Origin of the sequence: Yersinia sp. FDAARGOS_228, assembly GCF_002073315.2 — a bacterium.
GTDB lineage: Bacteria > Pseudomonadota > Gammaproteobacteria > Enterobacterales > Enterobacteriaceae > Yersinia > Yersinia intermedia.
Genome location: NZ_CP020409.2, coordinates 578798 through 605571 on the forward strand (window position 1 = coordinate 578798; position 26774 = coordinate 605571).

Here is a 26774-nt window from a genome sequence, read left to right on the forward strand (position 1 = left end):
ACCCTTTATCATTCATATCCAAACAGGAAATGTTTACAATGGTAGGATTGCATTGCCCAATTTAACTAAAAAAATGTGATCTATATCATTTTAAGGTAATGTCAGCCTCGGCCTAAATAACCGTAGCACTCAGTTATTAACTCATTTCCAGCAATATTTAATTGTCCCGTAATTATTTATTTACAAGATAACGATCACATTTACAGCAATTACTTTTCAAATAACGTTATAAATAGTCCGTGGAAATCTGTTTTTAGTTATAAAAAAACGCCGAATTATCGGCGTTGTTATAATTGATATCATCTTCATTAGGTTTGGCCCCAACCAACAGCGCTGAAGCCTTAACCTGTATTAACTGGCTTTTTCAGCTTCATCCTGATCAACCGCAAAACAGGCGACCATTTGATCACCGTATTGCTTCAGTTGTGGCTGCAACTGGGTACAAGTCCCAAATGCCCGACGGCAACGAGCATTGAACGCGCAACCCGGTGGCGGGCTCATGGGGCTAGGTAACTCGCCCGTTAGCTTAATTCGCTCACGGCGCATATCAGGGTTCAACCGAGGAGTAGCAGATAGCAACGCCTGCGTATAAGGGTGGCGGGGGTTATTAAAAATGGCTTCTTTACTGCCTTTCTCAACACAGCGCCCCAAATACATCACCATCACTTCATCAGCAATGTGCTCAACCACTGACAAATCATGGGAAATAAAGACATACGACAGCCCCAGTTCCTGCTGCAAATCCATCATCAGGTTCAATACCTGCGCCCGCACTGACACATCCAGTGCAGAAACCGGCTCATCGGCAATCACTACATCGGGATTCAACATCAGCCCACGGGCAATGGCGATACGCTGGCGCTGACCGCCAGAGAACATATGAGGATAACGGTCATAATGCTCGGTTTTTAGGCCGACCTTCGCCATCATCGCCAATGTTTTCTCACGCCGCTCTTTGCTGTTGAGCTTAGTATTGATTTGCAGCGGCTCCTCCAGAATCTGCCCCACTTTCTTACGTGGATTCAGCGAACCATAAGGGTTCTGGAACACAATCTGGATCTTCTGACGCCGCAGTTTTTCCGCACTTTCATCCGGCTTAAGCAAATCCTGACCCTGGTAGTAAAGCTCACCGCCGGTTGGGATCTCTATCATGGTCAGCAAGCGGCCCAGTGTGGATTTACCACAACCAGACTCCCCAACTACCGCCAATGTTTTGCCCCGCTCCAAGGTGAACGAAACCCCATCCAGTGCTTTAACCAGACGCTCTGGCGCAAATAAACCTTTTTTGACCGGATAGTATTTTTTCAGGTCGATAGCCTGTAATAGCGGCTTGGATACCTGTGATTCTTTTTTCATATCAGTTGGTTGGCTCATAATGTCGGCCTCCCCGCATCATCGAGCGGTGTATGACATTTAACCTGACGCCCCGCTGGCCCCAGCAGTTCTGGTTCTTCGCGGCGGCAGCGATCATTGGCATACGGGCAACGTGGGTTCAGCAGGCACCCGTCAGGGCGGTCATACTTACCTGGTACTACACCCGGTAATGACGCCAGCCGCGCTTTATCCTGCGCAAACTCAGGCAGTGCACGCAGCAATGCCTGCGTATACGGATGACGCGGTGCACGGAAGATTTCCGAGGCTTTACCGGTTTCCACTACCTGACCGGCATACATCACAATAATATGATGAGCGGCCTCGGCCACCAGTGCCAGATCATGGGTTATCAACAGCAGCGCCATATTTTCACGCTGCTGTAACTCCAGCAGCAATTCAATGATCTGGGCCTGAATGGTCACATCCAGTGCGGTAGTAGGCTCATCGGCAATCAGCAGTTTAGGCCGACAGGCAATGGCCATGGCGATCATCACGCGCTGGCTCATCCCACCGGAAAGTTGATGCGGATACACATCCAGCCGTGAAGCGGGATCAGGAATGCCCACCAGAGTCAGCAAATCTACCGCCCGCTGATGGCGGGTTTTACGGTTGCCACCCTGATGCACCTTCAGCGCTTCCATAATCTGAAAACCGACGGTATAGCACGGGTTCAAACTGGTCATCGGGTCTTGGAAGATCATTGCCACTTCCGAACCCACTAACTGACGCCGCTCTTTCTCAGAAATCTTGGTCAGGTCACGGCCATTAAATTCCAGCTTGTCAGCCATCACTTTGCCGGGGTAATCAATCAGCCCCATAATTGCCAGTGAACTGACCGACTTACCGGAACCGGATTCACCCACAATCCCTACCACCTGCCCTTGCTCAATGCTGTAGCTAATACGGTCTACGGCCTTGAACGGCGCACCTTCGTCACCGAAGTGCACCGACAATTTATCTACATTTAAAAGTGCCATCTCTCTCTACCTCTGTTACTGCTTGAGTTTGGGGTCGAGAGCATCACGCAGGCCGTCCCCCATCAGGTTAAACGCCAGAACCGTCAGCAAGATCGCCACACCGGGGAAGGTCACGACCCACCAGGCGCTTTGGGCGAACTGCAACACGTCAGAGAGCATGGTGCCCCATTCCGGTGTTGGCGGCTGCGCACCCATGCCGAGAAAGCCGAGAGCCGCCATATCCAGAATGGCGTTAGAGAAGCCGAGAGAAGCCTGCACGATTAACGGCGCAAGGCAGTTTGGCAGGATATTGATAAACATCTGGCGCATCGCACCCGCCCCAGCCACTCTTGAGGCCGTTACGTAGTCGCGGTTAACTTCAACCAGCACTGCGGCACGGGTTAAACGGACATAATGCGGTAAGGCCACAAAGGTGAGTGCCAATGAGGCGTTAACAATGGAAGGCCCGAATACCGCCACCAGCACTAATGCCAGTAACAGGCTTGGCAGTGCCAGCATGATATCGACAACACGCATGATGATGGCATCAACGATACCGCCAAAATAACCGGCCAATAAACCGAAAATCACGCCCATCACCAGTGACAGCACCACCACCAGGCAACCCACCAGCAACGAGAGGCGAGCACCGTACATCAGGCGAGATAAGACATCACGACCTACATCATCGGTACCCAGCAGGAATTTCCAACTGCCCCCCTCTTCCCAGACCGGCGGTTTCAGTAACGCATCACGAAATTGCTCTGCCGGGCCGTGCGGGGCAAGCCAGGTAGCACCGGCGGCAATCACTAGCATAATAATAATGTAGAACAGGCCGATAACAGCCCCTTTATTGCGCTTGAAATAGTGCCAAAACTCCTGCAATGGAGTCATCGGCTTCGGCGCACTTTTTACTGTAGAATCAGTAAGTTGAGACATTCTGCGCCCCTTATTTCTTGTGACGAATACGCGGGTTAACTACGCCATAGAGCACATCTACCAGCAAGTTAACTAAAATAATCATGATTGCGACCAGCAACACGCCCCCCTGTACCACGGGGTAATCACGGCGTTGCAAGGCATCCATCAGCCAGCGCCCTAACCCCGGCCAGGAGAAGATGGTTTCGGTCAGAATTGCGCCAGCCAGCATGGTACCAACCTGCAAACCAATCACGGTAACCACCGGCAGTAAGGCATTACGCAGTGCATGGACCACAATCACCCGCATGCGGCTCAGGCCTTTCGCCCGCGCAGTACGGATATAATCTTCACCCAAGACTTCCAGCATTGAGGAGCGAGTCATACGCACGATAACGGCAAGAGGGATAGTCCCTAAAACGATGGCAGGCAAAATCATATGCATCACCGCGTCTTTGAAATCACCCGGTTCACCCCAAACAAAGGTGTCAATCAGCATAAAACCGGTCAACGGCAGGCTGTCATCAAGGAACACCGTATCACTGACGCGCCCGGATACCGGGGTCAGGTTCCATTGGACCGAGACCAACATAATCAGCATGATGCCCCACCAGAAGATAGGCATCGAATAGCCGGTAAGGGAGATCCCAACAGCGGTGTGATCGAATATTGAACCGCGTTTAACTGCCGCCAGCACCCCCACCGGAATACCCACCGCGATAGCAAATAGCATCGCGCAGATCCCCAGTTCCAGTGTCGCTTTAAAGCGTGGGACGAACTCTTCCCAGACAGCAATACGGCTTTTCAGCGAGATGCCGAGGTCGCCATGTAATACGCCATTCACATAATGGAAGTATTGTTGATAGAGAGGCTTGTCCAGCCCCATTTCCGCCATGATTTGAGCATGGCGCTCGGTGGAGATACCGCGTTCCCCAGCCATGATGGTCACCGGGTCACCCGGGATCATATGGACAAAAGCAAAGGTCAGCAAAGTAATGCCGATAAACGTTGGGATAACTAACCCCAAACGTCGGAGTATGAACTGCAACATATCCCGAACTCTCTGTGTAGAATGCCGGGCTGCTCGTGGGCAACCAGGCTTATTAAACCGTCCCAATCAGCTATTTTACGGGGCATGTTGAGACAGGGCAGTGCTCATCACTGTTACGTAGCCATGATTTACAAGGTCATGGTGTCCGCTCCAGTGCTTGCGCGCTGTCCATGCTCAAAATTCCTGCGACAATGACACTTATTGGGAGAGGTTATATGGCTCACATCTGTATCTGTTTTAACCTATACCCTTCATACTTCAAACTGCATGTGCGTTGGCTACACTCAATCACCCGAATCACTTACTTCAGTAAGCTCATCGGGACTCATTCGCTTGCCGCCTTCCTGCAATTCGAATTATTTTGGGTATCAATAAGAAACCGGCGAACATGCTTTTACACATACTCACCGGTCTTATGCACGGTTAAAATTAATCCAGTGACACGTTCTCGAAATGGTGTTTACCCAACGGATCGACAACATAACCTTTCACTTCTTTACGCACTGGCTCATACACGGTTGAGTGAGCAACGATCAGCGCCGGAGCTTGATCATGCATAACAACCTGAGCTTGTTTGTAAAGTGCGACACGTTTGTCATGATCAGATTCAGCACGAGCAGGCTGAATCACGTCTTCAAACGGCTTATAACACCATTTGGAGTAGTTGGAACCTTGCTTGGCCGCATCACAGCTAAACAGAGTGGCGAAGAAGTTGTCTGGGTCCCCATTGTCCCCGGTCCAACCCATCATCACTGTTTCATGCTCGCCGTCTTTAGCACGCTTGAGGTATTCGCCCCACTCGTAAGTCACTATCTTGGCTTTCACACCAATTTTCGCCCAGTCAGACTGGATCATTTCAGCCATACGACGGGCATTCGGGTTGTACGGACGCTGAACTGGCATTGCCCACAGATCGATAGCGAAACCGTCTGGCAGGCCCGCTTCTTTCAACAGCTCTTTCGCTTTAGCCGGATCGTAAGCGTAATCTTTCACGTCGTTGTTGTAGCCCCACATAGTTGGTGGGATCAGGTTCTTAGCAGCTTGGCCAGCGCCCTGATAAACCGCATCGATAATCGCTTCTTTGTTAACCGCCATGGTCAACGCCTGACGAACCTTCACGTTATCCAATGGTTTTTTCTCAACGTTGAAGGAGAGGTAACCGACGTTCAAGCCCGGTTGCTCCATCAGGTTGATGGTTTTGTCTTCTTTCATGCGAGCAATGTCAGCCGGGTTCGGGTAGGGCATAACCTGACATTCATTTTTCTGCAATTTAGCGTAACGGACTGACGCATCTGGCGTAATAGAGAACACCAGGCGATCAATTTTCGGCTTGGTGCCCCAGTAACCGTCAAAGGCTTTGTACAGAATACGGGAGTCTTTTTGGTATTGTTGCAACTGGAATGGGCCGGTACCGATTGGGTTCAAATCGACTTTTTCCGGGGTGCCCGCTTTCAGCATCTTGTCGGCATATTCAGCAGACAGGATAGAGGCAAAGTCCATCGCCAAATCGGCCAGGAATGGCGATTCAGGACGCGCCAATTCGAAGCGCACGGTGTTGTCGTCAACTTTAACCACATTGGTGATCAAATCACCCATCCCCATACCCTGGAAGTATTCATAGCTGCCGCCAGACACTTTATGGTACGGATGTTTGTCATCTTTCTGACGCATGAAGGAGTAGATCACATCGTCAGCATTGAGATCGCGGGTCGGTTTGAAGTCTTTATTATCTTGCCACTTCACGCCTTTACGCAGATGGAAAGTATAGCTTTTACCATCTGGGCTAACTTCCCACTTTTCAGCCAGACCCGGTTCAATTTCGGTAGTACCGAGTTTGAATTCAACCAGACGGTTATAGATGGGCACTGAGCTGGCGTCATACGTTGTGCCAGAGGTAAAGAGCTGCGGGTTGAAACCCTCAGGTGAACCTTCAGAACAATAGACTAATGTTTTTGCTTGAACACTGGCCGCCACGGTCAGTGCAATCAGCCCAATACCGAATTTCAGTATCCCTGTTTTTCCCAAGGAAATCGTCATCGCTTGTGCTCCATTATGGTGATGTGTGTTGTGTGTACGGCCAGCCCCTATAATTTTTTCGTCCGTGGACTGTACCGTTTTGGCTCATTAGCCACAGGGATGCGGGACTGAGATGTCGGATAAAAGCTATCACGACGGCAATTTTGAATGCATTAAATCACCCAAACTGCTCTCGATGACTCCCCCTGAGGGTACCAATTTGGCAACAGTTGGTGGCAACGTCAATACGGTCTGAAAGGATTTATCAAGACAATGAGAAACAGCATGCAAACATAAAAAAAACTTCTCATTAACATTATTAGCATGAAAAATTATGCTAGCGACAATATGCCAGCGATATTGACTGGCTAAATAGAATAAAGCAGTCGCAACATCCAGTGACAAACGAAAAAACTTTGTTGCTAAATGATGCATATCTGGTCGGATTTTTTTGTAATATCGACAGAAAACAGAAGGAAATGCTGCCGTGACAGCCGATAAGTGACGTGTTCGTTGTCACATCCAGCCAGAATTTTAGACATCTTGCGTGCCGTTAAAAAAGCAAAATCAGCTTGCCCTCCTTCTCTCCGCCCAAGAGATAGCAAGGCTTCATACGAAAGCGCACCATAATGGTGCCCCTTATGAGGGCATTGTCGCGCAACAGATATTATCGGTGACCAAATCACGTAAATCAGGGGCAATTCAATTGAGGGGCGAAGCGATATGGATATACGAATTTGGCAGAAAAAGCATGAAAAAAAACCCTGACTGAAAAGTCAGGGTTCTTAAATTTGGTCGGCGAGAGAGGATTCGAACCTCCGACCCACTGGTCCCAAACCAGTTGCGCTACCAAGCTGCGCTACTCGCCGAATCGGGGCGCATCTTACTGCTACGATTTTTGGCCGTCAATCACTTTTTAACAAACGTTGAGTGACTGTTGTTAAAAGCATCATCAACGGCTAAAACTAACACACTTGAGCGTAAATCAGGCTTGCGCTTGCTTTAACTCTGGCGATTGCGCCCGCAGGAATGGTAGCAAGAAGAAAGCAGATAAACAGGCCGCAATGGAAATAACCACAAAGAAACCATTCCAGTGCCAAACCTCCATCACGCGGGCAATCGGGTAACCGGATAAAGCTGCACCTAAGTAGGCGAACAACCCAACAAAGCCAGTAGCAGCTCCCGCAGCATCCTTATGTGAGCATTCAGCGGCAGCCATACCAATTAACATCTGCGGGCCGAAAATGAAGAAGCCAATGGCAAAGAAACACCCTGCCTGCAAGATGTAACTGACACCCGGCATAATCCACAACGATGCCACTGAGAGGAAAATACCAATAGCAAATATCAAGTTCATTGGCCCACGGTTACCACGGAACCACTTATCAGAACCCCAACCCGCCACCAGCGAGCCAATAAAGCCCCCGACTTCGAACAGTGAAATCGCCGAGTTGGCCGTCATCAATGAATAACCTTTCTCTTGCGTCAAATAAAGGTTACCCCAGTCATTGATAGCAGTACGAACGATATAAACCAGTACGTAAGATACCGCCAGCAACCAGATATATTTGTTGGTTAACACATAACGCTTCACAATCTCTTTATTTGATAGCCCTTGGCCTTCAGATTCCTGAACCAATTCCATCGCATCATTGCGCCACTTACCCACACTTGGCAGCCCCATCGTGCTCGGCTTGTCGCGCAAGCGCCAACACATCAGTAAACCGATCACCACACCGATAATACCGGGGATAATCATGCCGTAGCGCCAGCTAAAGTGCAGAGAAATAAAGCCAACCAGCAGGGGAATCAGCGCACCACCAAAGTTATGCGAAGTATTCCACATCGCCCACCAACCGCCGCGTTCTGAGCGCGAATACCAACTGGTTAGGATTTTGGAACAAGGTGGCCAACCCCAACCTTGGAAGAAAGCATTAAGGATCCACAAAGAACCAAACACTAACAGTGACGAGCTCATGCCAAACAGAATATTGATAACCCCGGTCATAACCAGCCCAATGCCCATAAAGTAGCGCGGGTTTGAGCGGTCACTTATCATGCCGGAGATAAATTTAGAGCACCCATACGTGATATAAAAGAGTGTGCCTAAAATCCCGACATCCGACATGGTCAGCCCTAAATCGCTAAGCATTGCGGGCATGATGAAGTTAAAGCTTTTACGGGTGAAATAGAATGCGGCGTAGCCGATATACATCGTCCACATTAGTTGAATACGCCAATATTTATAAGACGAATCAATTTGCGCTTGATCCGTGACTGGCGGCACGTTATCGCGGCTTTTGAGGAAAGACCACATGTGAACCTCAGAGAATTTTACAAGTACATTCATCATGTTCCCCACGTACAGAAAATCGATGGGAAAAACACCCACCGAAAACGAGAATATTTCTTAGTTTTCATTAGCAGACGAAGAAACTGTGGGCAAGGTCACATTTAAACACGTCCCGTTATCGACACTCAGCGTAAAATCGCCCCCTAAAGCACTGACGCGCGACTGCATGCCTCTTAACCCATAACCTGGGGTTAATGTGGCTAAATCAACACCTTTTCCATTGTCGCGAATAGTCAGTGTTATCCGCTGATCATTCTGCTGTGCATCAATTTCAATCCGGCTGGCAGCACCATGACGATAGGCATTGGTCACGCCCTCCTGACAGATACGGTATAGAGTGATTTTCAGTGTTTCATCCATATCAGTATCACTGAGTTGCCAGTTAAGCACGCCTATCACCGACTGGTCCTGCGGAATAAGCTCACGCATCAATGCAGCAATGGCCGCCGATAAGGGCAGATTATTTAATGCCGCCGGCCACAGTTTCGCCAAAACATCATGAACACCATCGTAAACCCGCAACGCCAGCGTCTCGACCATTTCAGCACTGGTCAAAACCTGTGGTTGGGTAGTTAACCGTTTGATAATACTGGCTTGAGTTCGGATAACCGTCACAGTCTGCCCAACCTCATCATGCAGTTCACGTGCAACATCACGGCGGGCATGTTCTTCGGCCACCACCAATGCTTTAGCCAACTCACGATTTTCATTAAGTCGTAACTGTAATTGGTAATTTAGCTCGCGCTGGCGCTGGATCCCCGCGCCTAATAATAAGCCGGTCAAACTCTGCGCCAATAACGACAACAACACATCACGGTGTGAGTCTAATTCTGCTGGCGTATTGATCAATAACACCATGCCATTGAGCAATGTGGCGACCACCGCCCCTTGCCAACCATAGCGATAAGACATAAATACAATCGGGATTGCCAAACAGAACGGCGCAAACAGATACAAATCTGACTCAGTGACATGATGTTGCAGCCAAATGCTCAAGGCAAATAGCAGCAGATACCACAGGATATGACGCAAACGCAGATTAATAGGTTTATGAATCAGCCCCGGTTCCAGGGGAGTCCAGATTTGACGCGCCAAATAGTGCCACAACAGCAGGCAAATCGGCGCGATGGTAAAGCCACCAACCAACCCCAATAACAGCGCCATAGCACCCTGTTCACTGTTAATTTGCCATCCTAATGCTTGTATCAATGCAGCACCAAAGATCACCACACCTTGCATCAACGGCCATTGCCATTCACTGCCGCTTTTCTGATTACGCAACAGCCAAGGAGAAGCGATAACCGCCAATAACGTGGTAGCCAACAGTAAGGGAATAGCAGCCCACAACAAGCTATAAGGATAGCCAAACTGATCGGTCAGCAGCCACCACAGCAGAGCATCCCCCAACAAAATGCCCGGCCAATATTGACGTGGGCTTTGCAATAAAATGCCCATCCGCAAGCCAAACGGGAATAGCAGTAGTGCCTGCAAGGGCCGATCAACCAATTGAGTGCCAACGGACCATAAACAGAAAGCTGCAGTGATATAAATAAAGAATAGTGCCAGCAGCATAATAAAACGCTGCATCATAGATTCAATACCTGCTTAGCCAACTCGACGTTATTACTGACACCGAGCTTGGAAAACAAATTAGCGCGATGGACATGCACGGTTTTCGGTGACAGGCCCAGTGACTCTGCTATCTCGCGCACTTCCATTCCTTGCGCCAACAACAAAGCAACTTCTCGCTCACGTCGAGTTAAGGGATCAACAGCAATACGTGCCAATTGTTGGGCGATTTCAGGCATCAGATAGACGCCGCCACTGCCCACGGTACGGACAGCCGAAACCAGATCTTCTGGCTTACAACGCTTGGATAGAAACCCCCGCGCACCGCGCTCCAACGCCATTTCCACTAGTGCCGGGCTGTCATGCATCGAGAGCATAATGACCCCCATTCCTGAGGGGAGGTCTTTCAGTAAATCTAAACCACTCTCATCAGGCATCGAGATATCACAAATACAGATATTCGCCTGTAGGCTAGGTAACCCGACGCGTGCCTGTTTTGCCGAACTAAACTCTCCTACCACCTGAATATCGTCTTCCAGAGAAAGTAGCTGGGCAAAACCTGAGCGCACAATGTCATGATCATCAATAAAGGCAACACGGTAAGTCATGGAAGACTCCAGCCAGTAGGGATTAGAACTGGAGTATACCGTAACCTAAAAGTGACGATGGGATTGGAATCAAAAATCATTCCGTATCAGATTATACTTGTGCTAAATGTTTATTTTGCAGGCCGCCCCGGTGCCTGACACCAGTTATTCTGGGCATTAATGCCACCATCTGGTGAGGTATAACCTAAACAACCCAGAATAGAATCAAACAATTCAACCTGACGATGGGTCTTACCCACCCGCTGCTCAGCCTGTAGTTGCTCAAAAGCCGTGAGGTGATCCGGTTGTGCCAGGAATTTGTCCGAGGCCCAGACCATCAATGGCACCCGGAACTGCTCAGGGGGCGCCATTTCACGTGGGGTTCCGTGGAAGTGGGAGTTATCGTCGATTGACTCGCCATGATCCGAGGCATAGAACACCAAAGCCTTCTTATCGCGCACCTGATCAATCACATTTGCGATAAACGAGTCGGTGTACAACACACTGTTATCAAAAGCATTCACCAGTTGCTGTTTACTGCAAAAGTCATCAACGCCCATACATTCAGGCTGATAGCGGGCATAACTGCGAGGATAGCGCTGGGAATAGAGATAATGTGAACCTTTGGTATGCAATATTACCAAATGCTTACCTATCGGATAGCGCCCAAGTGATTCCTTTAATTCATCAACCAGTAGCATGTCATCTACCGGCTTATCATCGTTGCGCTTCTCTGAAGCAATCAATTCACGGAACGAGTAATTGTCAGTGTTCGCATTGTTGTAGAACCAGATTTCGCTTTGCATGGCGAACAGTTCAGAAGTGAAGCCCAATGATTTCATCACCGTGAATACATTTTGCTCTTTCAGCGTGCGCTGCGGATTATTTTCCGTGCCACCTTCACGTACAAACATACAGCGCAATGAAAGTTTGGTTGAGGTATCACAAGATGTGCCACGGAAAGCGACTAAATTTTTCTCTTTACTCAAGCGGGGGGTGGTATCACGCGGGTATCCCAGCAGCCCCATATGATCCCAGCGCGTCGTTTCACCGATGATAAACACAACATAGGTGTCATCAATGCCAGCTGGAGCAACATAAGTATGGTATTCAGTCGGGTTATATAATGTTGCCGCATCATAGCTCTCATTATATTGGGTATAAGCATATAAACCTAATGCCGCCAACCAGTTAGAGGGCAAATATGAGTGAGCAACTACGCCGCCGTAACTTGGTAAATCCACCGTTTTTAGTTGCTCATTAGCATCTTGTACATTATCCAGATAGCGCAATGGCAACCAAACCAGCACCACAGTAACCGCCATCAACAAAACAGGTTTAATCCGCTGCCCTGGCGTCAAAAATTGCTCAAGTAAGGTAAGCCGTAGGGTGTTTTTCCAGATAAGTAGCAGCGGCAGTGCACTGACCAGCACCATCCAAATGACAAAATGTAGCCCGATGACTTCTTTTGACAAATCTGTATCGGTGGTCAACACCGAAATAACAATGCCGTAGCCGATGACCACATTGAAAAAAGTCATGTAATAGCTGGCGGCGACAGAAATGAGTACCAGCAGGGTGGCAATAACACGGTAAAACCATCGGCCACCGAGGGAAACCACCCTCATAACAAAAAAGGTAAACAGAATAATGGCCATCACTTCGATGATAGCAGATACGACTTTTATGCCTTGGATACCTTGGCTAAAGGAGTCAAAACGACGATAAAAGACAGATATATTCAGGAAAATACCAATATAAACAGCCAACAACAAAGAAATGCTTTGCTGTGATAAATATTTAACTCTGTCCATATAACGCCAGGTCTCCAGAGACACTATTTGCTACTTGAATCAATCAGACAGTGAACCCCTCCTCAGGTTCAGTGCGATATCAATAAGCACGCTATTGATTTTAATTACAAGAATTATCTTAGCCAAGAAATACGCGAACTACTGCATACCCCCTAAAGGATATATTGGTATATTTATTTGAATTTACAGCAGAAAAGTTGGTGTGATGACATTCAGCCCACAAGATAATTCTTATGGGCTTCTGAGATAGGATATTGGTTTATTTGATATTTAATGTCACATCGATATTGCCACGAGTGGCATTGGAATATGGGCAGACAACATGCGCCTTTTTCACCAAGTCTTCGGCAACGTGACGCTCGATACCCGGCAAGCTGATATCGAGTTGAACTTCAATACCAAAGCCCGTTGGAATAGCACCGATACCCACGGTACCTTCAATGCTGGCATCATCAGGCACTTTCACCTTTTCTTTTGCTGCCACAAATTTCAGAGCACCCAAGAAACAAGCTGAGTAACCCGCAGCAAATAGCTGTTCTGGATTAGTCACAGCACCACCCGCCCCGCCCATCTCTTTAGGGACGCCCAATTTCACATCTAATACGCCGTCAGAGGAGGTTGCCCGACCATCACGCCCGCCAGTGGCTTTAGCTTTGGCTCGGTATACGACTTTTTCAATAGACATAGTACTTTCCTTCCCGAATCAGTAAATATGAAGAACAGATACGACTTGAAAGTATGGCACTTATTATGAAAAAGCCCCCGATTCGGAGGCTTTAAGACAATCTTATTTCGCTGGCGCGCCTATCTTGTCGTCTATCCGCTGCAACATATACGGATAGAATGGATTTGATGAAATACGCATCAGTGAATCTAACCCGACAACCAGTACGGCACGCTCACCACGAGCGGCAAACGTCCCCAGGCTAATACCGTATTGGTCGCGCGGTTCTGGATAGCGACCATACAGCGAATCACTCATTGGGAATGGTAATGCCACATGGGACAACGAGAAGATGTCCGGTGGGTAAATCAAACCAGTGGGTACTGAAGTCTCGTTAGTCTCACCCGCCAAGGTAGTCAGTGCCACGGTTTCATTACTTTGCGGCGAAACGTTAGTAATCACCGTTACGCTGTAATTACGCGGTGGCGGAGGTAACAAACGCGCCAGAGCAGTATAAGACGATGTTCTCAATAACGGGCCGAAACTGGCGGCACGGTTCAAGTCAAACAGCACCACTTCACTGCCATTCTTTGGCAAGTGGTTATAAAGAGCAGTAACGACCGCACGAGTACTGACCGTTGAATCCATTAACGACTGGAAGGTCAGAATTGGTGGCAACTCCGCCATCTTATTATTTCTGGCATCACGAGCAATTTGCTGTTGCAGCACAGATGTCAGTAAATACGACTGGCGGGCAGCATTCACTGGGAACGAGTTATATTTGAAAGGATTAAACTCCGGCACAATCCCCAACCAAGCGGCTTTAGCAAAAGCCGGGAAAATAGCGGGCCAACCAGCAATACCGGCAAAGCGCGCAAAACTGGTTACGCCAATCATCGGGGAGATCAAGATAACCCGCGCCGGTTTCGCCAGTGTAGGATCATCCAGTGAATCCAGCGTATATTTCATTGCCAACGCACCGCCGTTGGAGAAGCCAACTACGTGTAGCGGTAAATCAGCGCCACTCAGTGCCTTAGCTTCACGCACGGCTAAGCGCGTTGCCGCCAACCAATCCTGCCATTCAACATCAGTCAGTGCCCCAGGGACTGTTCCGTGAGCGGGCAAACGAATACCAATAGCAACATATCCACGCTGACGATAATTTTCAGCAATATGACGCAGGCTATAAGGGGTATCAGTTAAACCATGCAGTAATACCACCGCACCTTTAGGTTTACCTTCTGGTTCAAGAATATATGAACGATTCCAGTCATTTTTAAAATGTGGAGGGTAAATCGAGCTACCAGAGTAATAGCGATTTAATGGAATTTCATTTCTTGGTTCTAGTTTTTCGGTAACATTAATCCGCACTTCATCGAAAAGGTTATTTTCAGCTTTGAGGTAATCCGCCCAACTGGCTTTATCAATCTCAGCCGCACGCATATCATGAGGAACAAAAGTGTGCCAAAGCTCGAGCTTAGGGCCACGTTGTGTATCGTAAATTCGAATCGCCAGTATGGTAACTGACATTACCACCAAGACCAGTACAATCCGTTTAATCCACCGCTTAACAGCTATGGCAGTCATGGGCTGCTACTCCGTAGGTATATAATTTTTCACAATTGAGATTAGTTTATCACCATCTGGCTACACCGCTACTTTAAACGCAAAACTTAATCTTGGTATATAGTCGATCACAATAAAATGAATATATGATTATTACCGCTTACTCAACATCTTTAAATACGGTTAATTATCCATTCCTCATTGGAGCCACTCTAGGATTAAATAGCCTGAAGCATTAAATAACGTGATTTAATTTTGTCGTAAACCGATCTCGACAGAATCATTCATCTACCGGGGTAACATATTATGAAAAAAACCGAACCCGTGACCGAACAGTCGCCACTACAAACACGTAAAGTCGACTATCTTCGCTTCCATCGCGCTTATGAACACTTATCAACCCCTTTCGGTAACAGTTGGTTTGCCCAGAAAGCAGAGGCTTTTGCACGTTTTTTCGGCACGCCAATCTTCCTTGGTGCACAAACACTCATTGTGGTGATCTGGATTAGCCTGAATGTGATGGGTATAGTCAAATTTGATATTTACCCGTTTATTTTGCTGAACCTGGCTTTTAGCTTACAGGCAGCCTACGCGGCACCCCTTATTTTATTGGCACAAACCCGTCAGGCAGAGCGCGATAAAGCGAATGCGCTAGCCGATGCACAACATCGTGAAGCATTAGCCATTGCGAATGAAGAAAGGCAAAAAATGGCTGCGCAAAATGCGGATCAAATGCTGGAATTACTGCGGCAGAATACAGAACTCACCGCCTTGACCAATCAATTAACCACTCGCCTCGAAACGATGGCGGTAGAATTACACCAAAAGTTGGTGATCAATTTACCGGCACGCCCCCCACAGAGCTAAAAAGCAGCAGTATGGCCGCTGAACCGATTATCAGCGGCCAGTCGTTGCTAAGCCTCGCGACTTTCTATTTGTTTTTGCAGACTCTCTATAGGTTCCTGAAGGGATTGTGGTGGAGCCTTGCGTAACCAGACCCACCAGGCAAGTGTCATTAAGGCCACCCACGCCACCCCAACATACATGGCGATACGGGTATCAGGGAAATAACCTAAGACTGCGATAATAAACGCCATAAAGATAATGGTCAGAATCGGTGCTACTGGCCAGAACGGTACCGGGAATGTCAGCCGGGCAATATTCTCTTTACTCATAGAGCGGCGCATCGCCACCTGCGATATCAAGATCATCAACCAAACCCAGACGGTGGCAAAGGTGGCAATCGAGGCAATAATAAGGAACACATTTTTCGGGATCAGATAGTTCAGTACCACACCACATAACAGTGCGATCGCCATCACCAAAATAGTCATCCATGGTACGCCATTACGGGTCAGGCGGCTAAAGCACTTCGGTGCCAGCCCCTCTTGCGCCATGCCGTACATCATGCGGCCAGCACCGTAAATATCACTGTTAATGGCTGAAATAGCGGCAGTAATCACCACCAGATTCAGAATATTAGCGGCCGAGCTAATGCCTAAACTACTGAAAATTTCGACAAAAGGACTGCCATTTTGCCCAATGCTATTCCACGGATAAATAGCCATCAGCACAAACAAGGTCAAAACATAGAACAGCAGAATGCGCACCGGCACGGTATTAATGGCACGTGGTAGCACTTTTTCTGGGTTCTTCGCCTCACTGGCCGTGACGCCAATAATTTCGATCCCCCCAAAGGCAAACATCACTACGGCAAAGGATGCAACCACCCCTGTGATACCGTTCGGCATAAACCCTTGATGAGACCATAAATTACTGACACCGGTACTCTCATGACCCGCACCAAAACCAAACATCATGATGCCTAAGCCAGCAGCAATCATGGCAATAATTGCTGTCACTTTTAGCAGCGATAGCCAAAATTCCATTTCACCAAATACTTTGACCGAGCAGAGATTCAACGCACCGATAAAGAAAATAATACTCAATACCCAAACCCACTGCGGTGCATCAGGGAACCATAACCCCATATAGATACCGAATGCGGTCACATCAGCCAACGCCACAATAATCATCTCAAAGGTATAGGTCCATCCGGTGAGAAAACCAGCCAGTGGCCCGAGATAACGGCTGGCGTAGTGACCAAAAGAGCCGGCAACGGGGTCATGTACTGCCATCTCACCCAAGGCCCGCATCACCATAAATACGGCTGCGCCACCAATAAGATAAGCGAGCAAAACCGCTGGTCCTGCCAGGCGGATCGCCTCGGCCGATCCATAAAACAAGCCGGTCCCGATGGCAGAACCTAACGCCATAAACCGGATATGTCGGGCACTGAGGCCTCGTTTGAGCGTGGATGGATCATTCTTCATGGTACATTCTCGCAAAATTTGTGCCCTTTCAGGCAGGGGTTCAGAGAGGGTGATCCCGTGAATCGGGACCACCCATAGGTTGATGTAATAGCTGGTTATCGTTGTTATTAGTAGATTAATTGTTATTAGTTGATGAACTGTTATTAGCGGATAAATTGCTGCTAAAGGCTTGGTAGCAGATGCGGAGGCATCAGTTCATTCATATGACGCTGCGCGATGAGCTGGCTTGCCGCTTCAATATCGGGGGCAAAGAAACGATCTTTCTCGTAGTAGGCCACATGTTGGCGCAATAGCTGGCGTGCAGGTTCCAACGCATCCGAAGTTTTCAAACCTTTGCGCAAATCCAACCCTTGGCATGCAGCTAACCATTCAACAGCCAGAATGCCGCGCACGTTTTCGGCCATTTCCCATAAACGTTTGCCTGCACGTGGGGCCATAGAAACATGGTCTTCCTGATTGGCAGAAGTAGGAATGCTGTCAACACTGGACGGGAATGCCAGCCCTTTATTTTCACTGGTTAATGCCGCAGCAGTAACTTGCGCAATCATAAAACCAGAGTTTACGCCTCCATTTTCCACCAAGAATGGCGGTAACTGCGACATGTGTTTATCCATTAATAGCGAAATGCGGCGCTCGGCTAATGAACCGATTTCAGCCAATGCCAGCGCCAGATTATCCGCCGCCATAGCCACCGGCTCAGCATGGAAATTCCCCCCCGACAACACATCGCCTTGATCAGCAAACACCAGCGGGTTGTCTGACACCGCATTAGACTCGATAGCCAGAACCTCTGCCGCCTGACGCATTTGAGTTAAGCATGCACCCATCACCTGCGGCTGACAGCGTAGAGAGTAAGGGTCCTGTACTTTGTCACAATTCTTATGAGACTCAGAGACTTCACTACGACTTCCCAGCAAGTGGCGGTAAGTATTGGCTGCGTCAATCTGACCACGCTGGCCCCGCACTGCATGAATACGAGCGTCAAACGGACTACGGGAGCCTAATGCCGCTTCCACGGTGAGACTGCCAAAGACAGAGGCCGCAGCATAGAGATCTTCGGCTTCAAACAGGCCGCGTAGCGCATAAGCTGTCGAAACCTGAGTGCCATTGAGTAATGCTAACCCTTCTTTAGCTGCCAGGGTAAGAGGCTCCAAACCCGCTTTCGACAGAGCCGTGCGCGCATCAAGCCATTCCCCCTGATAACGCGCTTTACCTTCACCCAACAACAGCAAGCTCATATGTGCCAGCGGCGCTAAATCACCGGAAGCACCCACGGAGCCTTTTAGCGGAATATGTGGATAGACTTCGGCATTAACCAACGTAATCAACGCATCAATGACTTCCCGCCGGATGCCTGAAAATCCACGGGCCAGGCTATTGATTTTCAACACCATAATCAGTCTAACAATAGCATCATCATTTGGTTCGCCAACACCGGCGGCATGGGACAGGACTATCGAGCGTTGCAGGTTTTCCAGATCTTCGGTGGCGATACGAGTAGATGCCAGCAGGCCAAACCCGGTATTAATGCCATAGGCGGTACGTTTTTCTGCCAATATTGTCTGTACACACTTCACACTTTGCTCGATAGGCACATCAGCACTTTCATCTAGCGATATATTGACCGGATATTGGTAAACATGTCGCAAATCTGCCAGCGTCATCTGCCCAGGGTGCAGCATCATTTTTTTATTGATTGTTTTCATGATTTTTTACCTTGAGTTGCAGCAACCATCGGCAGATTTAACCCCTGCTCTTGTGCACAATTAATCGCTATATCATAACCAGCATCAGCATGGCGCATCACACCCGTGGCTGGATCGTTATGCAGTACTCTGGCAATGCGTTCAGCCGCATCATCAGTGCCGTCACAAACCACTACCATACCGGAGTGCTGAGAGAAGCCCATCCCAACACCACCACCGTGGTGCAGAGAGACCCACGTTGCGCCACTGGCCGTATTCAACAATGCATTGAGTAGCGGCCAGTCAGATACGGCATCAGAACCGTCCTGCATCGCTTCAGTTTCTCGGTTAGGGCTGGCAACTGAACCGGAGTCCAGATGGTCGCGACCAATCACAATCGGAGCCGACAGTTCACCACTGCGAACCATCTCGTTAAAAGCCAAACCTAATTTAGCGCGCTGCCCCAAGCCTACCCAGCAAATACGGGCCGGTAGCCCTTGGAAACTGATACGTTCGCGGGCCATATCCAACCAGTGATGCAAATGCTCATCATCAGGGATCAGCTCCTTAACCTTGGCATCGGTTTTATAAATATCCTCGGCGTCACCAGAAAGTGCCGCCCAGCGGAACGGGCCAATACCGCGACAAAATAGCGGGCGAATATATGCAGGGACAAAACCAGGGAAATCAAAAGCATGAGTGACCCCCATGTCTTGTGCCATTTGGCGAATATTATTGCCGTAATCAAAGGTAGGGATACCCATATTATGGAAGGCCAGCATCGCTTCAACATGTTCCGCCATTGAAGTTTTAGCGGCATTAACCACCAGTGCCGGTTCGCTTTGGGCGCGCTGACGATACTCTTCCCAGTTCCAGCCTTTTGGTAGATAACCGTTTAGCGGGTCATGTGCGCTGGTTTGGTCGGTCACCATATCTGGGCGAACGCCACGACGAACTAGCTCAGGTAGAATGTCAGCCGCATTGCCACACAGTGCAATAGAAACAGCTTCACCAGCCGCAGTATATTTTTTGATTCGCGCTAACGCATCATCCAGATCTGTGGCTTGCTCATCGACATAGCGGGTTTTAAGACGGAAATCGATGCGGCTCTGCTGGCACTCAATATTCAGAGAACATGCACCCGCCAAGGTTGCAGCCAGCGGTTGTGCGCCCCCCATTCCACCCAGACCGGCCGTTAATACCCAACGCCCTTTCAGGCTACCACCAAAGTGCTGCCGACCGGCTTCGACGAAGGTTTCATAGGTACCCTGCACAATGCCTTGGCTACCGATATAAATCCAACTGCCTGCAGTCATCTGGCCGTACATCGCCAGCCCCTTGGCATCCAATTCGTTAAAATGCTCCCAGTTGGCCCAATGAGGCACCAAATTCGAGTTAGCAATCAATACCCTAGGGGCGTTACTGTGGGTTTTGAATACACCGACTGGCTTACCAGACTGAATCAGTAGCGTCTCATCGTCATTCAGATGGGTCAGGCTTTCAACAATCTTGTCATAGCACTCCCAGTTGCGGGCAGCGCGGCCGATACCGCCGTAAACCACTAATTCTTTTGGATTCTCGGCCACGTCTGGATCAAGATTGTTCATTAGCATACGTAACGGAGCTTCAGTCAGCCAACTCTTGGCCGTAAGTTTCGTACCACGCGGGGCACGAATCTCAGTATCACGGAATCTATTTTGGGCAGTCACGGCAATTTCCTTCAACCAGTTTTTCAGGTATCAACGACATTACTTAGCATAGGTATTTATTAACATATACTCGTATAGACAAGTACAATCAAGCTCTGGGAAAACGGTCATATCCTGCCGTGCCTTTAAAAAACAATAATACTAATAGTGTTTAAAATTAATTAGTTATAATTAATCTCATTCTGCATTAAGGCAGAGCGGGAGGATTTTCAACGTGGTTTTGCTAATGAAATCAGCATAAAATTGGTGTGTTTTTGCGCACGAAGTCACATATATGTCACATGGATTTTACATTGTGACACACTAAATATGCGATATCGCACCGTGTGTATTGCGCAGCTTAGCGATTGACCCAACCAGGAACCGCTAAATATAAAATATATCCGTAGTTATCTATAATTCATTGTTTATGGTGGGTCTGACTATCAACAGGCGCTTGCTCCCGCTCAGTTAAGCCGTAGTCCCGCACCACTGCGGCCACCCGCAGGCGGTAACCGGCGAACACGCTCGCACGCCCCGCAGCTTGTGCGCAACGATGCTGTTCAATATTCCGCCACTGCTTAACCGCCTCTTCATCGCGCCAAAATGATAGCGATAGCAACTTCTGCGGGTTAGTTAAACTCTGAAAACGTTCTACCGAAATAAAACCGTCCATTTTTTCTAATAAAGGTTTCAGTGCCGCAGCATAATCCAGATACGCGTGGTATTCACCGTCTGCCGGTTCAACTTCAAAGATAACTACGATCATCTGTGGCTCCATCGAATAAAATGAAAGAAAACAATATTAAACGAAGCCATCGATGTATTTAAGACATTTATTTCCAATAAAAAAGCACTTAACAACATGACTAAACACGTCGATTAAATAATTTAACCGCATAACATTAAATTTAAAATGTGATAAATCAACCAGTTAAATTTCAGAGCATTTACGCTTTTCTGGGGGTTAGTTGGCAATTGCATAGGATGTACATCACTTACTATGCCGGTAGGGAGCATATGCTGATGCGGGTTAAAATCTGCAGTTATTGATGGGATTTGGGGGGGGAATTGCCGCCCTCATGGCGGTTACTTTATTCTTATCGGGCTGAAAGCATTGACTCACACCGATAAAATTCGACAATACAAAACCTTATAAAGGCGCAATGATAAAAGCCCCGACTATTGCAGTCAGGGCTTTTAAGGTACTACAGATTTAAAATTAAACATTAATCAACTTAATAACGTGACACTTATCTTAGTACTATTTATAAAGATGTACCTATTTCTACAGGAATATTTGGTGCTTACAACTAACTCTATCCTCCAATATATTAACTGAATGATAACATTTCCCGTTTATTACATTTAGCCATGCTTATGATAAGACTGACTAAATTAGTACATCACCCTCGCGATATATACTCTTGTTACATGGCTTTACTTTCTTCGCGATATCCTCGACTTCATACTTACGTACACAAATCGCGAACATTACTATTAACAACAAAGCCTTAACTCATCGCGTTATCGTCCACATATGCGATCGTAAAGATTTATTACGTGGCCTGAAATCGTCATCGCACGAGTCAATTACTAAAAACCCATCGCGAATCTCACATAAAAAAATATTTCGTGACCTTTATCGCATTATTTTAAATCAACTACATGGACACCGGCTAAATAAAGAGTTCGTTACTAATTGCACCGGTGTTGAATTCCAATCTACGTGTTCTGTACCAGATGTCAATACTGTTTTTAAGAACATGTTTTTATTATCAGTACTACTGAAGATAACCTGTGATTTTATTGAGTTAGAATCATACAAAATCATCCGTATCGAATCATCATAACTTCAACAAACTGATTCTGCTTATTTTTCATACTTACTTAAAATAGGGATATTTTGTAAGTGCTGAGGAATAGGCAAAAAAAATTTTTGGCGGAAGATCACAGGAGTCGAACCTGCCAGGGACCGCTGGCGGCCCCATCTGGATTTGAAGTCCAGCCGCCCCACCGGGGACGATGATCTTCCATTTGGAAGAGGATGTAAGGCGGTGATTATAACGTGTTTATTGTATGGTGCTAGCCATTCAATAAACATGATAAATAATCCCCTCAAGTGGGGGGAAGGTAAGAGATGTTAGTGGGAGCGCCAAATCAGTTAATAACTCACTTCGCCATACTTATCACGATGCTCTTTCGGGGTAATGGAATAGCCTTTTTTGAATACCGAATAGAAGTATTGTAGCGATGGATAGCCACACATTTGCGATATTTCATTGATAGGCAAGGAAGTGGCAGCCAATAAGTTACGCGCCCGATCAAGCTTCTCTTCATGAATAACACCATGAATGGTCTGCCCGATATCATCCTTAAAGCGCTTTTCCAGATTTGAGCGCGACATTCCTACCGCATCTAATACCTGCTCGACCTTAATCCCCTTACAGGCGTGATGCCGGATATAATGCATCGCTTGAATCACTGCCGGATCCCGTAGCGAGCGGAAATCCGTTGAGCGACGGGCCATGACTTTAACGGGTGGCACCAGAATGCGCTGTAATGGCGGTGCTTCTTGTTGTTTTTGGCGCTGATTAAGGCGTTGATGCAACAACTTGGCTGCCCGATAGCCCATCTGCCGCGTCCCCTGTACCACCGAAGAGAGTGCCACCCGCGATAAATAGCGAGTTAACTCTTCATTATCGATACCAATAACACTCAGCTTCTCTGGCACCGCGATATCCAGATGCTCGCACACTTGTAGCAGATGCCGCGCTCGTGCATCCGTCACAGCAATAACACCGGTCTGGTGCGGTAAGGCCTGTACCCAGTCCGCCAGGCGGTTTTGGGTGTATTGCCAGTTAGCCGGGGCGGTAGCCATACCTTGATAAACCACCCCTTGGTATTGTTCCGCCGCTACTAGCTGCCGGAAAGCGTATTCACGCTCTTGTGCCCAACGCTTATCGCTGCTGGCCGGTAAACCATAGAACGCAAAACGGTTTAACCCTTTCTCTTTTAAATGCATAAATGCAGCCTCAACCAGCGCTGCATTGTCAGTCGCAATATAATCGACTGGTGGATAATCTGCCGGTTGATGATAAGACCCCCCCACGCCGATTATTGGCACGTTAACATTTACCAGTAATTGCTCTATCTGCCGATCATCAAAATCAGCAATAACACCGTCGCCCAACCAATCTCGAATATTATCGATACGGCAGCGAAAATCCTCTTCAATAAAGATATCCCAATCACATTGTGAAGCCTGCAAATACTCGCCGACCCCTTCCACCACTTGCCGGTCGTACACTTTGTTAGCGTTAAACAGTAAGGTGATCCGGTAGCGTTTCTCAAACATGGAAATGGCTCCTGAAATGGGTGGGATATCAAGGCTCAATAAGCAGAAAGATCAATGCAGTATGGCATTGATCTCCCAGCGGAAAGATGGACTAAACCCGGCGTTTGGTTGCGGAATCCATCCATACAGCTAGCAACAAAATCGCACCTTTGACAATGTACTGCCAGAACGTGGGTACATCCAGCATACTCATCCCATTATCGAGAGAAGCCATAATAAATGCCCCCATCACGGCACCCGCCACACTGCCAATTCCCCCTGCAAGGCTGGTACCGCCAATCACACAAGCTGCAATAGCATCCAGTTCGGCAATATTACCGGCAGAAGGTGAACCAGCCCCCAAGCGGGAGCTAAGAATCAAACCGGCCATGGCCACCATCAATCCATTGATAGCAAATACCGCCAGTTTAGTGCGCTCTACGTTGACCCCAGATAAACGGGCTGCATCAATATTGCCACCAATGGCGTAGATCCGGCGGCCAAAAGCAGTCCGGGTAGCCATAAATATACCGGCCAGCATCAATGCCGTAAGAATCAATACCGGGGTAGGTACGCCGCGATAATCATTCAATAAATATATAGCTCCAAGAACTATTACAGCGGTAATAGATTGGCGAGTAACATCTCCTTGTGGTGCCGCAACGGGCAAACCCAGCCGAATACGGTGACTGCGCCGACGCCATTGCCAGGCCACAAACAGCATCAGGCCAATAGCACCGATACCAAAACCGAATCCATTAGGCAGATAGCTTTGACCGATTTGTGACATCGCATTGCTGGTTGGCGATACCGTGGTGCCGTTGGTGATACCGATTAAGATGCCACGGAAAGCCAGCATCCCTGCAAGGGTGACAATAAATGAAGGAACCTTCCGATAGGCAACCCACCAACCGTTCCATGCTCCCAACACCAGCCCCAAGCCTAGCGTAACCACAATGGTTAGCGGCAACGGCCAGCCAAGCCACACATCAAAAATCGCTGCCACACCGCCAAGCAACCCCATCATCGAACCGACAGACAGATCAATCTCCGCGGAGATAATGACAAACACCATCCCCACCGCCAAGATGCCGGTGATCGCCGTTTGGCGCAGAAGATTCGAGATATTTCTGGCGCTGAGATACGCCCCTTCAGTGGTAAAGGTGAAAAACAGCATAATAATGGCAATAGCAGCCAACATGACAAAGACTTGCAAATTAACTGATTTTAGCCGAAATAGCGGCTTTTTAGCGCCATTATCTGGCGAGTTCAGTTCTGACTGATTAGCTTGCGACATGGGTTTCACTCCTGAGTGCGGCTTCCATGACCTTTTCTTGGGTCAGGTTATGGTTAATAAGATCAGCTTTGATGCGCCCCTGATGCATGACCAACACCCGATCACTTAATCCCAAGACCTCCGGTAACTCAGAGGAAATCACAATGACCGCAATCCCCTGCTGGACCAATTGATTGATTAATTTATAAATTTCATATTTTGCGCCGATATCAATACCGCGCGTTGGTTCATCGAGGATCAAAATTTGCGGGTTCAGTAGCAGGCATTTAGCCAGAATCGCTTTTTGCTGATTACCGCCGCTAAGGCGGGCAATTGCCAGCTCCGAAGAGGACGTTTTCACTTTCAATCGGGCCAGGGACTGCACAATGGTGGATTGCTCTTTGGCATCATCCAGCATGCTAAAAGCGCCGGTAAAATCATCCAAGGCCGCCAGTGTGATATTAGCACCCACCCCCATCACCGGTACGATGCCATCTTTTTTGCGATCTTCTGGCACCATTGCAATGCCCAGCTTCATTGCTTGCTGGCATGTGTTGATGGTCACCGGTTTACCATCAATAAAGATATCTCCCTGCCAACGGCCCGGATAGACGCCGAACAGACATTGCACTGTTTCGGTTCGACCTGAACCTACCAACCCGGCAACGCCTAAAATTTCGCCACGTTTTAATGTGAAAGAAACCTCATCAACCCTGCGAATATGGCGGTTGACTGGATGCCAGGCACAGAGATTCTCCACTCGCAGAATTTCTTCGCCAATATGGTGGGCTTCATGGGGGTAAAGCTCTTTAAGCTCGCGGCCTACCATCATAGCGATAATGTCATCTTCACTCATGGTCGCCGCCGGGCGGGTACCAATATGACGACCATCGCGGATCACACAGATATGATCGGATATCGCTTTAACTTCATTCAATTTATGCGAGATATAGATACAGGCAATACCGTGGTTTCGCAGGTCACGGATAATATCCAGCAAAATAGCGGTTTCACTTTCAGTCAGTGAGGCGGTAGGTTCATCTAACACCAGTAGCCGCACTTGTTTATTCAGCGCTTTCGCAATTTCAACGAGCTGTTGCTGCCCAAGGCCCAACTCACCCACGGGAGTGTGAGGGTCGACGAGCAGTTTGACCTGTGCCAGCATCCGCTGGCAGCGTAAATACATGGCATCGTAATCCATGATACCGAAACGCCCCCATTCAGAACCGAGGAACATGTTTTCCAGTACCGACATTTGTTTCACTAACGCCAGTTCCTGATGAATTATTGCAATGCCCTTTTGCTCTGTTTCACGAATATTTTTGGCCTGTAACATTTCACCTGAAAAAAATATTTCTCCTTGGTAAGAGCCGGTGGAATAAATACCACATAACACTTTCATTAGTGTGGATTTTCCCGAACCGTTTTCACCGCATAACGATAATACTTGCCCAGCCTCTAATGTCAGGCTGATATTATCTACGGCTTTAACCACACCGAATTGCTTGGTAATATTCTTCATTTCTAACAGGTAGGGCATAACCCCTCCTTAATACCGCTGATTTTATAGCATTGCGGCTACATTAA

The 26774-nt window shown here is 48.0% G+C and carries 19 protein-coding genes and 2 tRNA genes; 1 reads left to right on the forward strand and 20 read right to left on the reverse strand.

What is annotated here, in order from left to right; translation table 11 throughout:
- Window positions 1-351: 351 nt before the first annotated feature.
- From dppF to A6J67_RS02710, 12 genes are all read right to left on the reverse strand, one after another.
- The gene (gene dppF, locus A6J67_RS02650) at window positions 352-1356 is read right to left on the reverse strand and encodes a dipeptide ABC transporter ATP-binding subunit DppF (RefSeq protein WP_042570058.1); all 1005 of its coding nucleotides are present in this window, start codon (window positions 1354-1356) and stop codon (window positions 352-354) included.
- Window positions 1357-1370: 14 nt separating this feature from the next.
- Window positions 1371-2351, reverse strand: coding sequence for a dipeptide ABC transporter ATP-binding protein (dppD, locus tag A6J67_RS02655; protein WP_005187008.1), 981 nt, complete (start codon window positions 2349-2351; stop codon window positions 1371-1373).
- 15 nt (window positions 2352-2366) lie between these two features.
- A complete protein-coding gene (dppC, locus tag A6J67_RS02660) occupies window positions 2367-3269 on the reverse strand; it encodes a dipeptide ABC transporter permease DppC (RefSeq protein WP_050297826.1) in 903 nt (300 codons plus the stop codon).
- A gap of 10 nt (window positions 3270-3279) precedes the next feature.
- Window positions 3280-4299, reverse strand: coding sequence for a dipeptide ABC transporter permease DppB (gene dppB, locus A6J67_RS02665; protein ID WP_005174906.1), 1020 nt, complete (start codon window positions 4297-4299; stop codon window positions 3280-3282).
- 429 nt (window positions 4300-4728) lie between these two features.
- The gene (gene dppA, locus A6J67_RS02670; protein ID WP_005187005.1) at window positions 4729-6336 is read right to left on the reverse strand and encodes a dipeptide ABC transporter periplasmic-binding protein DppA; all 1608 of its coding nucleotides are present in this window, start codon (window positions 6334-6336) and stop codon (window positions 4729-4731) included.
- 771 nt (window positions 6337-7107) lie between these two features.
- A tRNA-Pro gene (locus A6J67_RS02680) sits at window positions 7108-7184 on the reverse strand.
- Window positions 7185-7300: 116 nt separating this feature from the next.
- Window positions 7301-8632 carry an MFS transporter gene (locus A6J67_RS02685; RefSeq protein WP_005186998.1) on the reverse strand — a complete coding sequence of 444 codons (1332 nt, stop codon included), beginning with the start codon at window positions 8630-8632 and terminating at the stop codon, window positions 7301-7303.
- A 93-nt stretch (window positions 8633-8725) separates the two neighbouring features.
- Entirely contained in the window at window positions 8726-10258 is a 1533-nt protein-coding gene (uhpB, locus tag A6J67_RS02690) for a signal transduction histidine-protein kinase/phosphatase UhpB (protein WP_050297828.1), read from the reverse strand.
- On the reverse strand, window positions 10255-10845 hold the full coding sequence (uhpA, locus tag A6J67_RS02695; protein WP_032906774.1) for a transcriptional regulator UhpA: 591 nt from the start codon (window positions 10843-10845) through the stop codon (window positions 10255-10257). Before uhpA ends, uhpB begins: the two co-directional genes overlap by 4 nt.
- A gap of 110 nt (window positions 10846-10955) precedes the next feature.
- Window positions 10956-12638, reverse strand: a complete 1683-nt coding sequence (gene eptB / locus A6J67_RS02700) for a kdo(2)-lipid A phosphoethanolamine 7''-transferase (protein WP_080608458.1) — start codon at window positions 12636-12638, stop codon at window positions 10956-10958.
- A 259-nt stretch (window positions 12639-12897) separates the two neighbouring features.
- Window positions 12898-13323, reverse strand: a complete 426-nt coding sequence (locus tag A6J67_RS02705; protein ID WP_005186989.1) for an organic hydroperoxide resistance protein — start codon at window positions 13321-13323, stop codon at window positions 12898-12900.
- A gap of 102 nt (window positions 13324-13425) precedes the next feature.
- Window positions 13426-14889: an alpha/beta hydrolase gene (locus A6J67_RS02710; RefSeq protein ID WP_032906773.1), complete on the reverse strand. Its 1464-nt coding sequence runs from the start codon at window positions 14887-14889 to the stop codon at window positions 13426-13428.
- Between the two features lie 285 nt (window positions 14890-15174).
- Between A6J67_RS02710 and A6J67_RS02715 the strand changes: the two genes are divergently transcribed.
- The gene (locus A6J67_RS02715) at window positions 15175-15735 is read left to right on the forward strand and encodes a DUF1003 domain-containing protein (protein ID WP_042568808.1); all 561 of its coding nucleotides are present in this window, start codon (window positions 15175-15177) and stop codon (window positions 15733-15735) included.
- A gap of 47 nt (window positions 15736-15782) precedes the next feature.
- Here the strand turns inward: A6J67_RS02715 and A6J67_RS02720 are convergent, their stop codons facing one another.
- From A6J67_RS02720 to A6J67_RS02755, 8 genes are all read right to left on the reverse strand, one after another.
- The gene (locus A6J67_RS02720) at window positions 15783-17201 is read right to left on the reverse strand and encodes an amino acid permease (protein ID WP_032906772.1); all 1419 of its coding nucleotides are present in this window, start codon (window positions 17199-17201) and stop codon (window positions 15783-15785) included.
- A 161-nt stretch (window positions 17202-17362) separates the two neighbouring features.
- On the reverse strand, window positions 17363-18886 hold the full coding sequence (gene hutH / locus A6J67_RS02725; protein WP_072088835.1) for a histidine ammonia-lyase: 1524 nt from the start codon (window positions 18884-18886) through the stop codon (window positions 17363-17365).
- Between the two features lie 17 nt (window positions 18887-18903).
- A complete protein-coding gene (gene hutU, locus A6J67_RS02730) occupies window positions 18904-20595 on the reverse strand; it encodes a urocanate hydratase (RefSeq protein WP_032906770.1) in 1692 nt (563 codons plus the stop codon).
- Window positions 20596-20995: 400 nt separating this feature from the next.
- Entirely contained in the window at window positions 20996-21343 is a 348-nt protein-coding gene (locus A6J67_RS02735; RefSeq protein ID WP_032906769.1) for an antibiotic biosynthesis monooxygenase family protein, read from the reverse strand.
- 1171 nt (window positions 21344-22514) lie between these two features.
- A tRNA-Sec gene (locus A6J67_RS23360) sits at window positions 22515-22609 on the reverse strand.
- A gap of 129 nt (window positions 22610-22738) precedes the next feature.
- Window positions 22739-23932 (reverse strand): D-xylose utilization transcriptional activator XylR, encoded by a 1194-nt coding sequence (xylR, locus tag A6J67_RS02745; RefSeq protein WP_005186917.1) that lies wholly within the window; start codon window positions 23930-23932, stop codon window positions 22739-22741.
- 91 nt (window positions 23933-24023) lie between these two features.
- Window positions 24024-25208, reverse strand: coding sequence for a xylose ABC transporter permease XylH (gene xylH / locus A6J67_RS02750; RefSeq protein ID WP_032906766.1), 1185 nt, complete (start codon window positions 25206-25208; stop codon window positions 24024-24026).
- Window positions 25195-26727 carry a xylose ABC transporter ATP-binding protein gene (locus tag A6J67_RS02755; RefSeq protein WP_005186913.1) on the reverse strand — a complete coding sequence of 511 codons (1533 nt, stop codon included), beginning with the start codon at window positions 26725-26727 and terminating at the stop codon, window positions 25195-25197. The genes xylH and A6J67_RS02755 overlap by 14 nt, the downstream gene beginning before the upstream one ends.
- Between the last annotated feature and the right edge of the window lie 47 nt (window positions 26728-26774).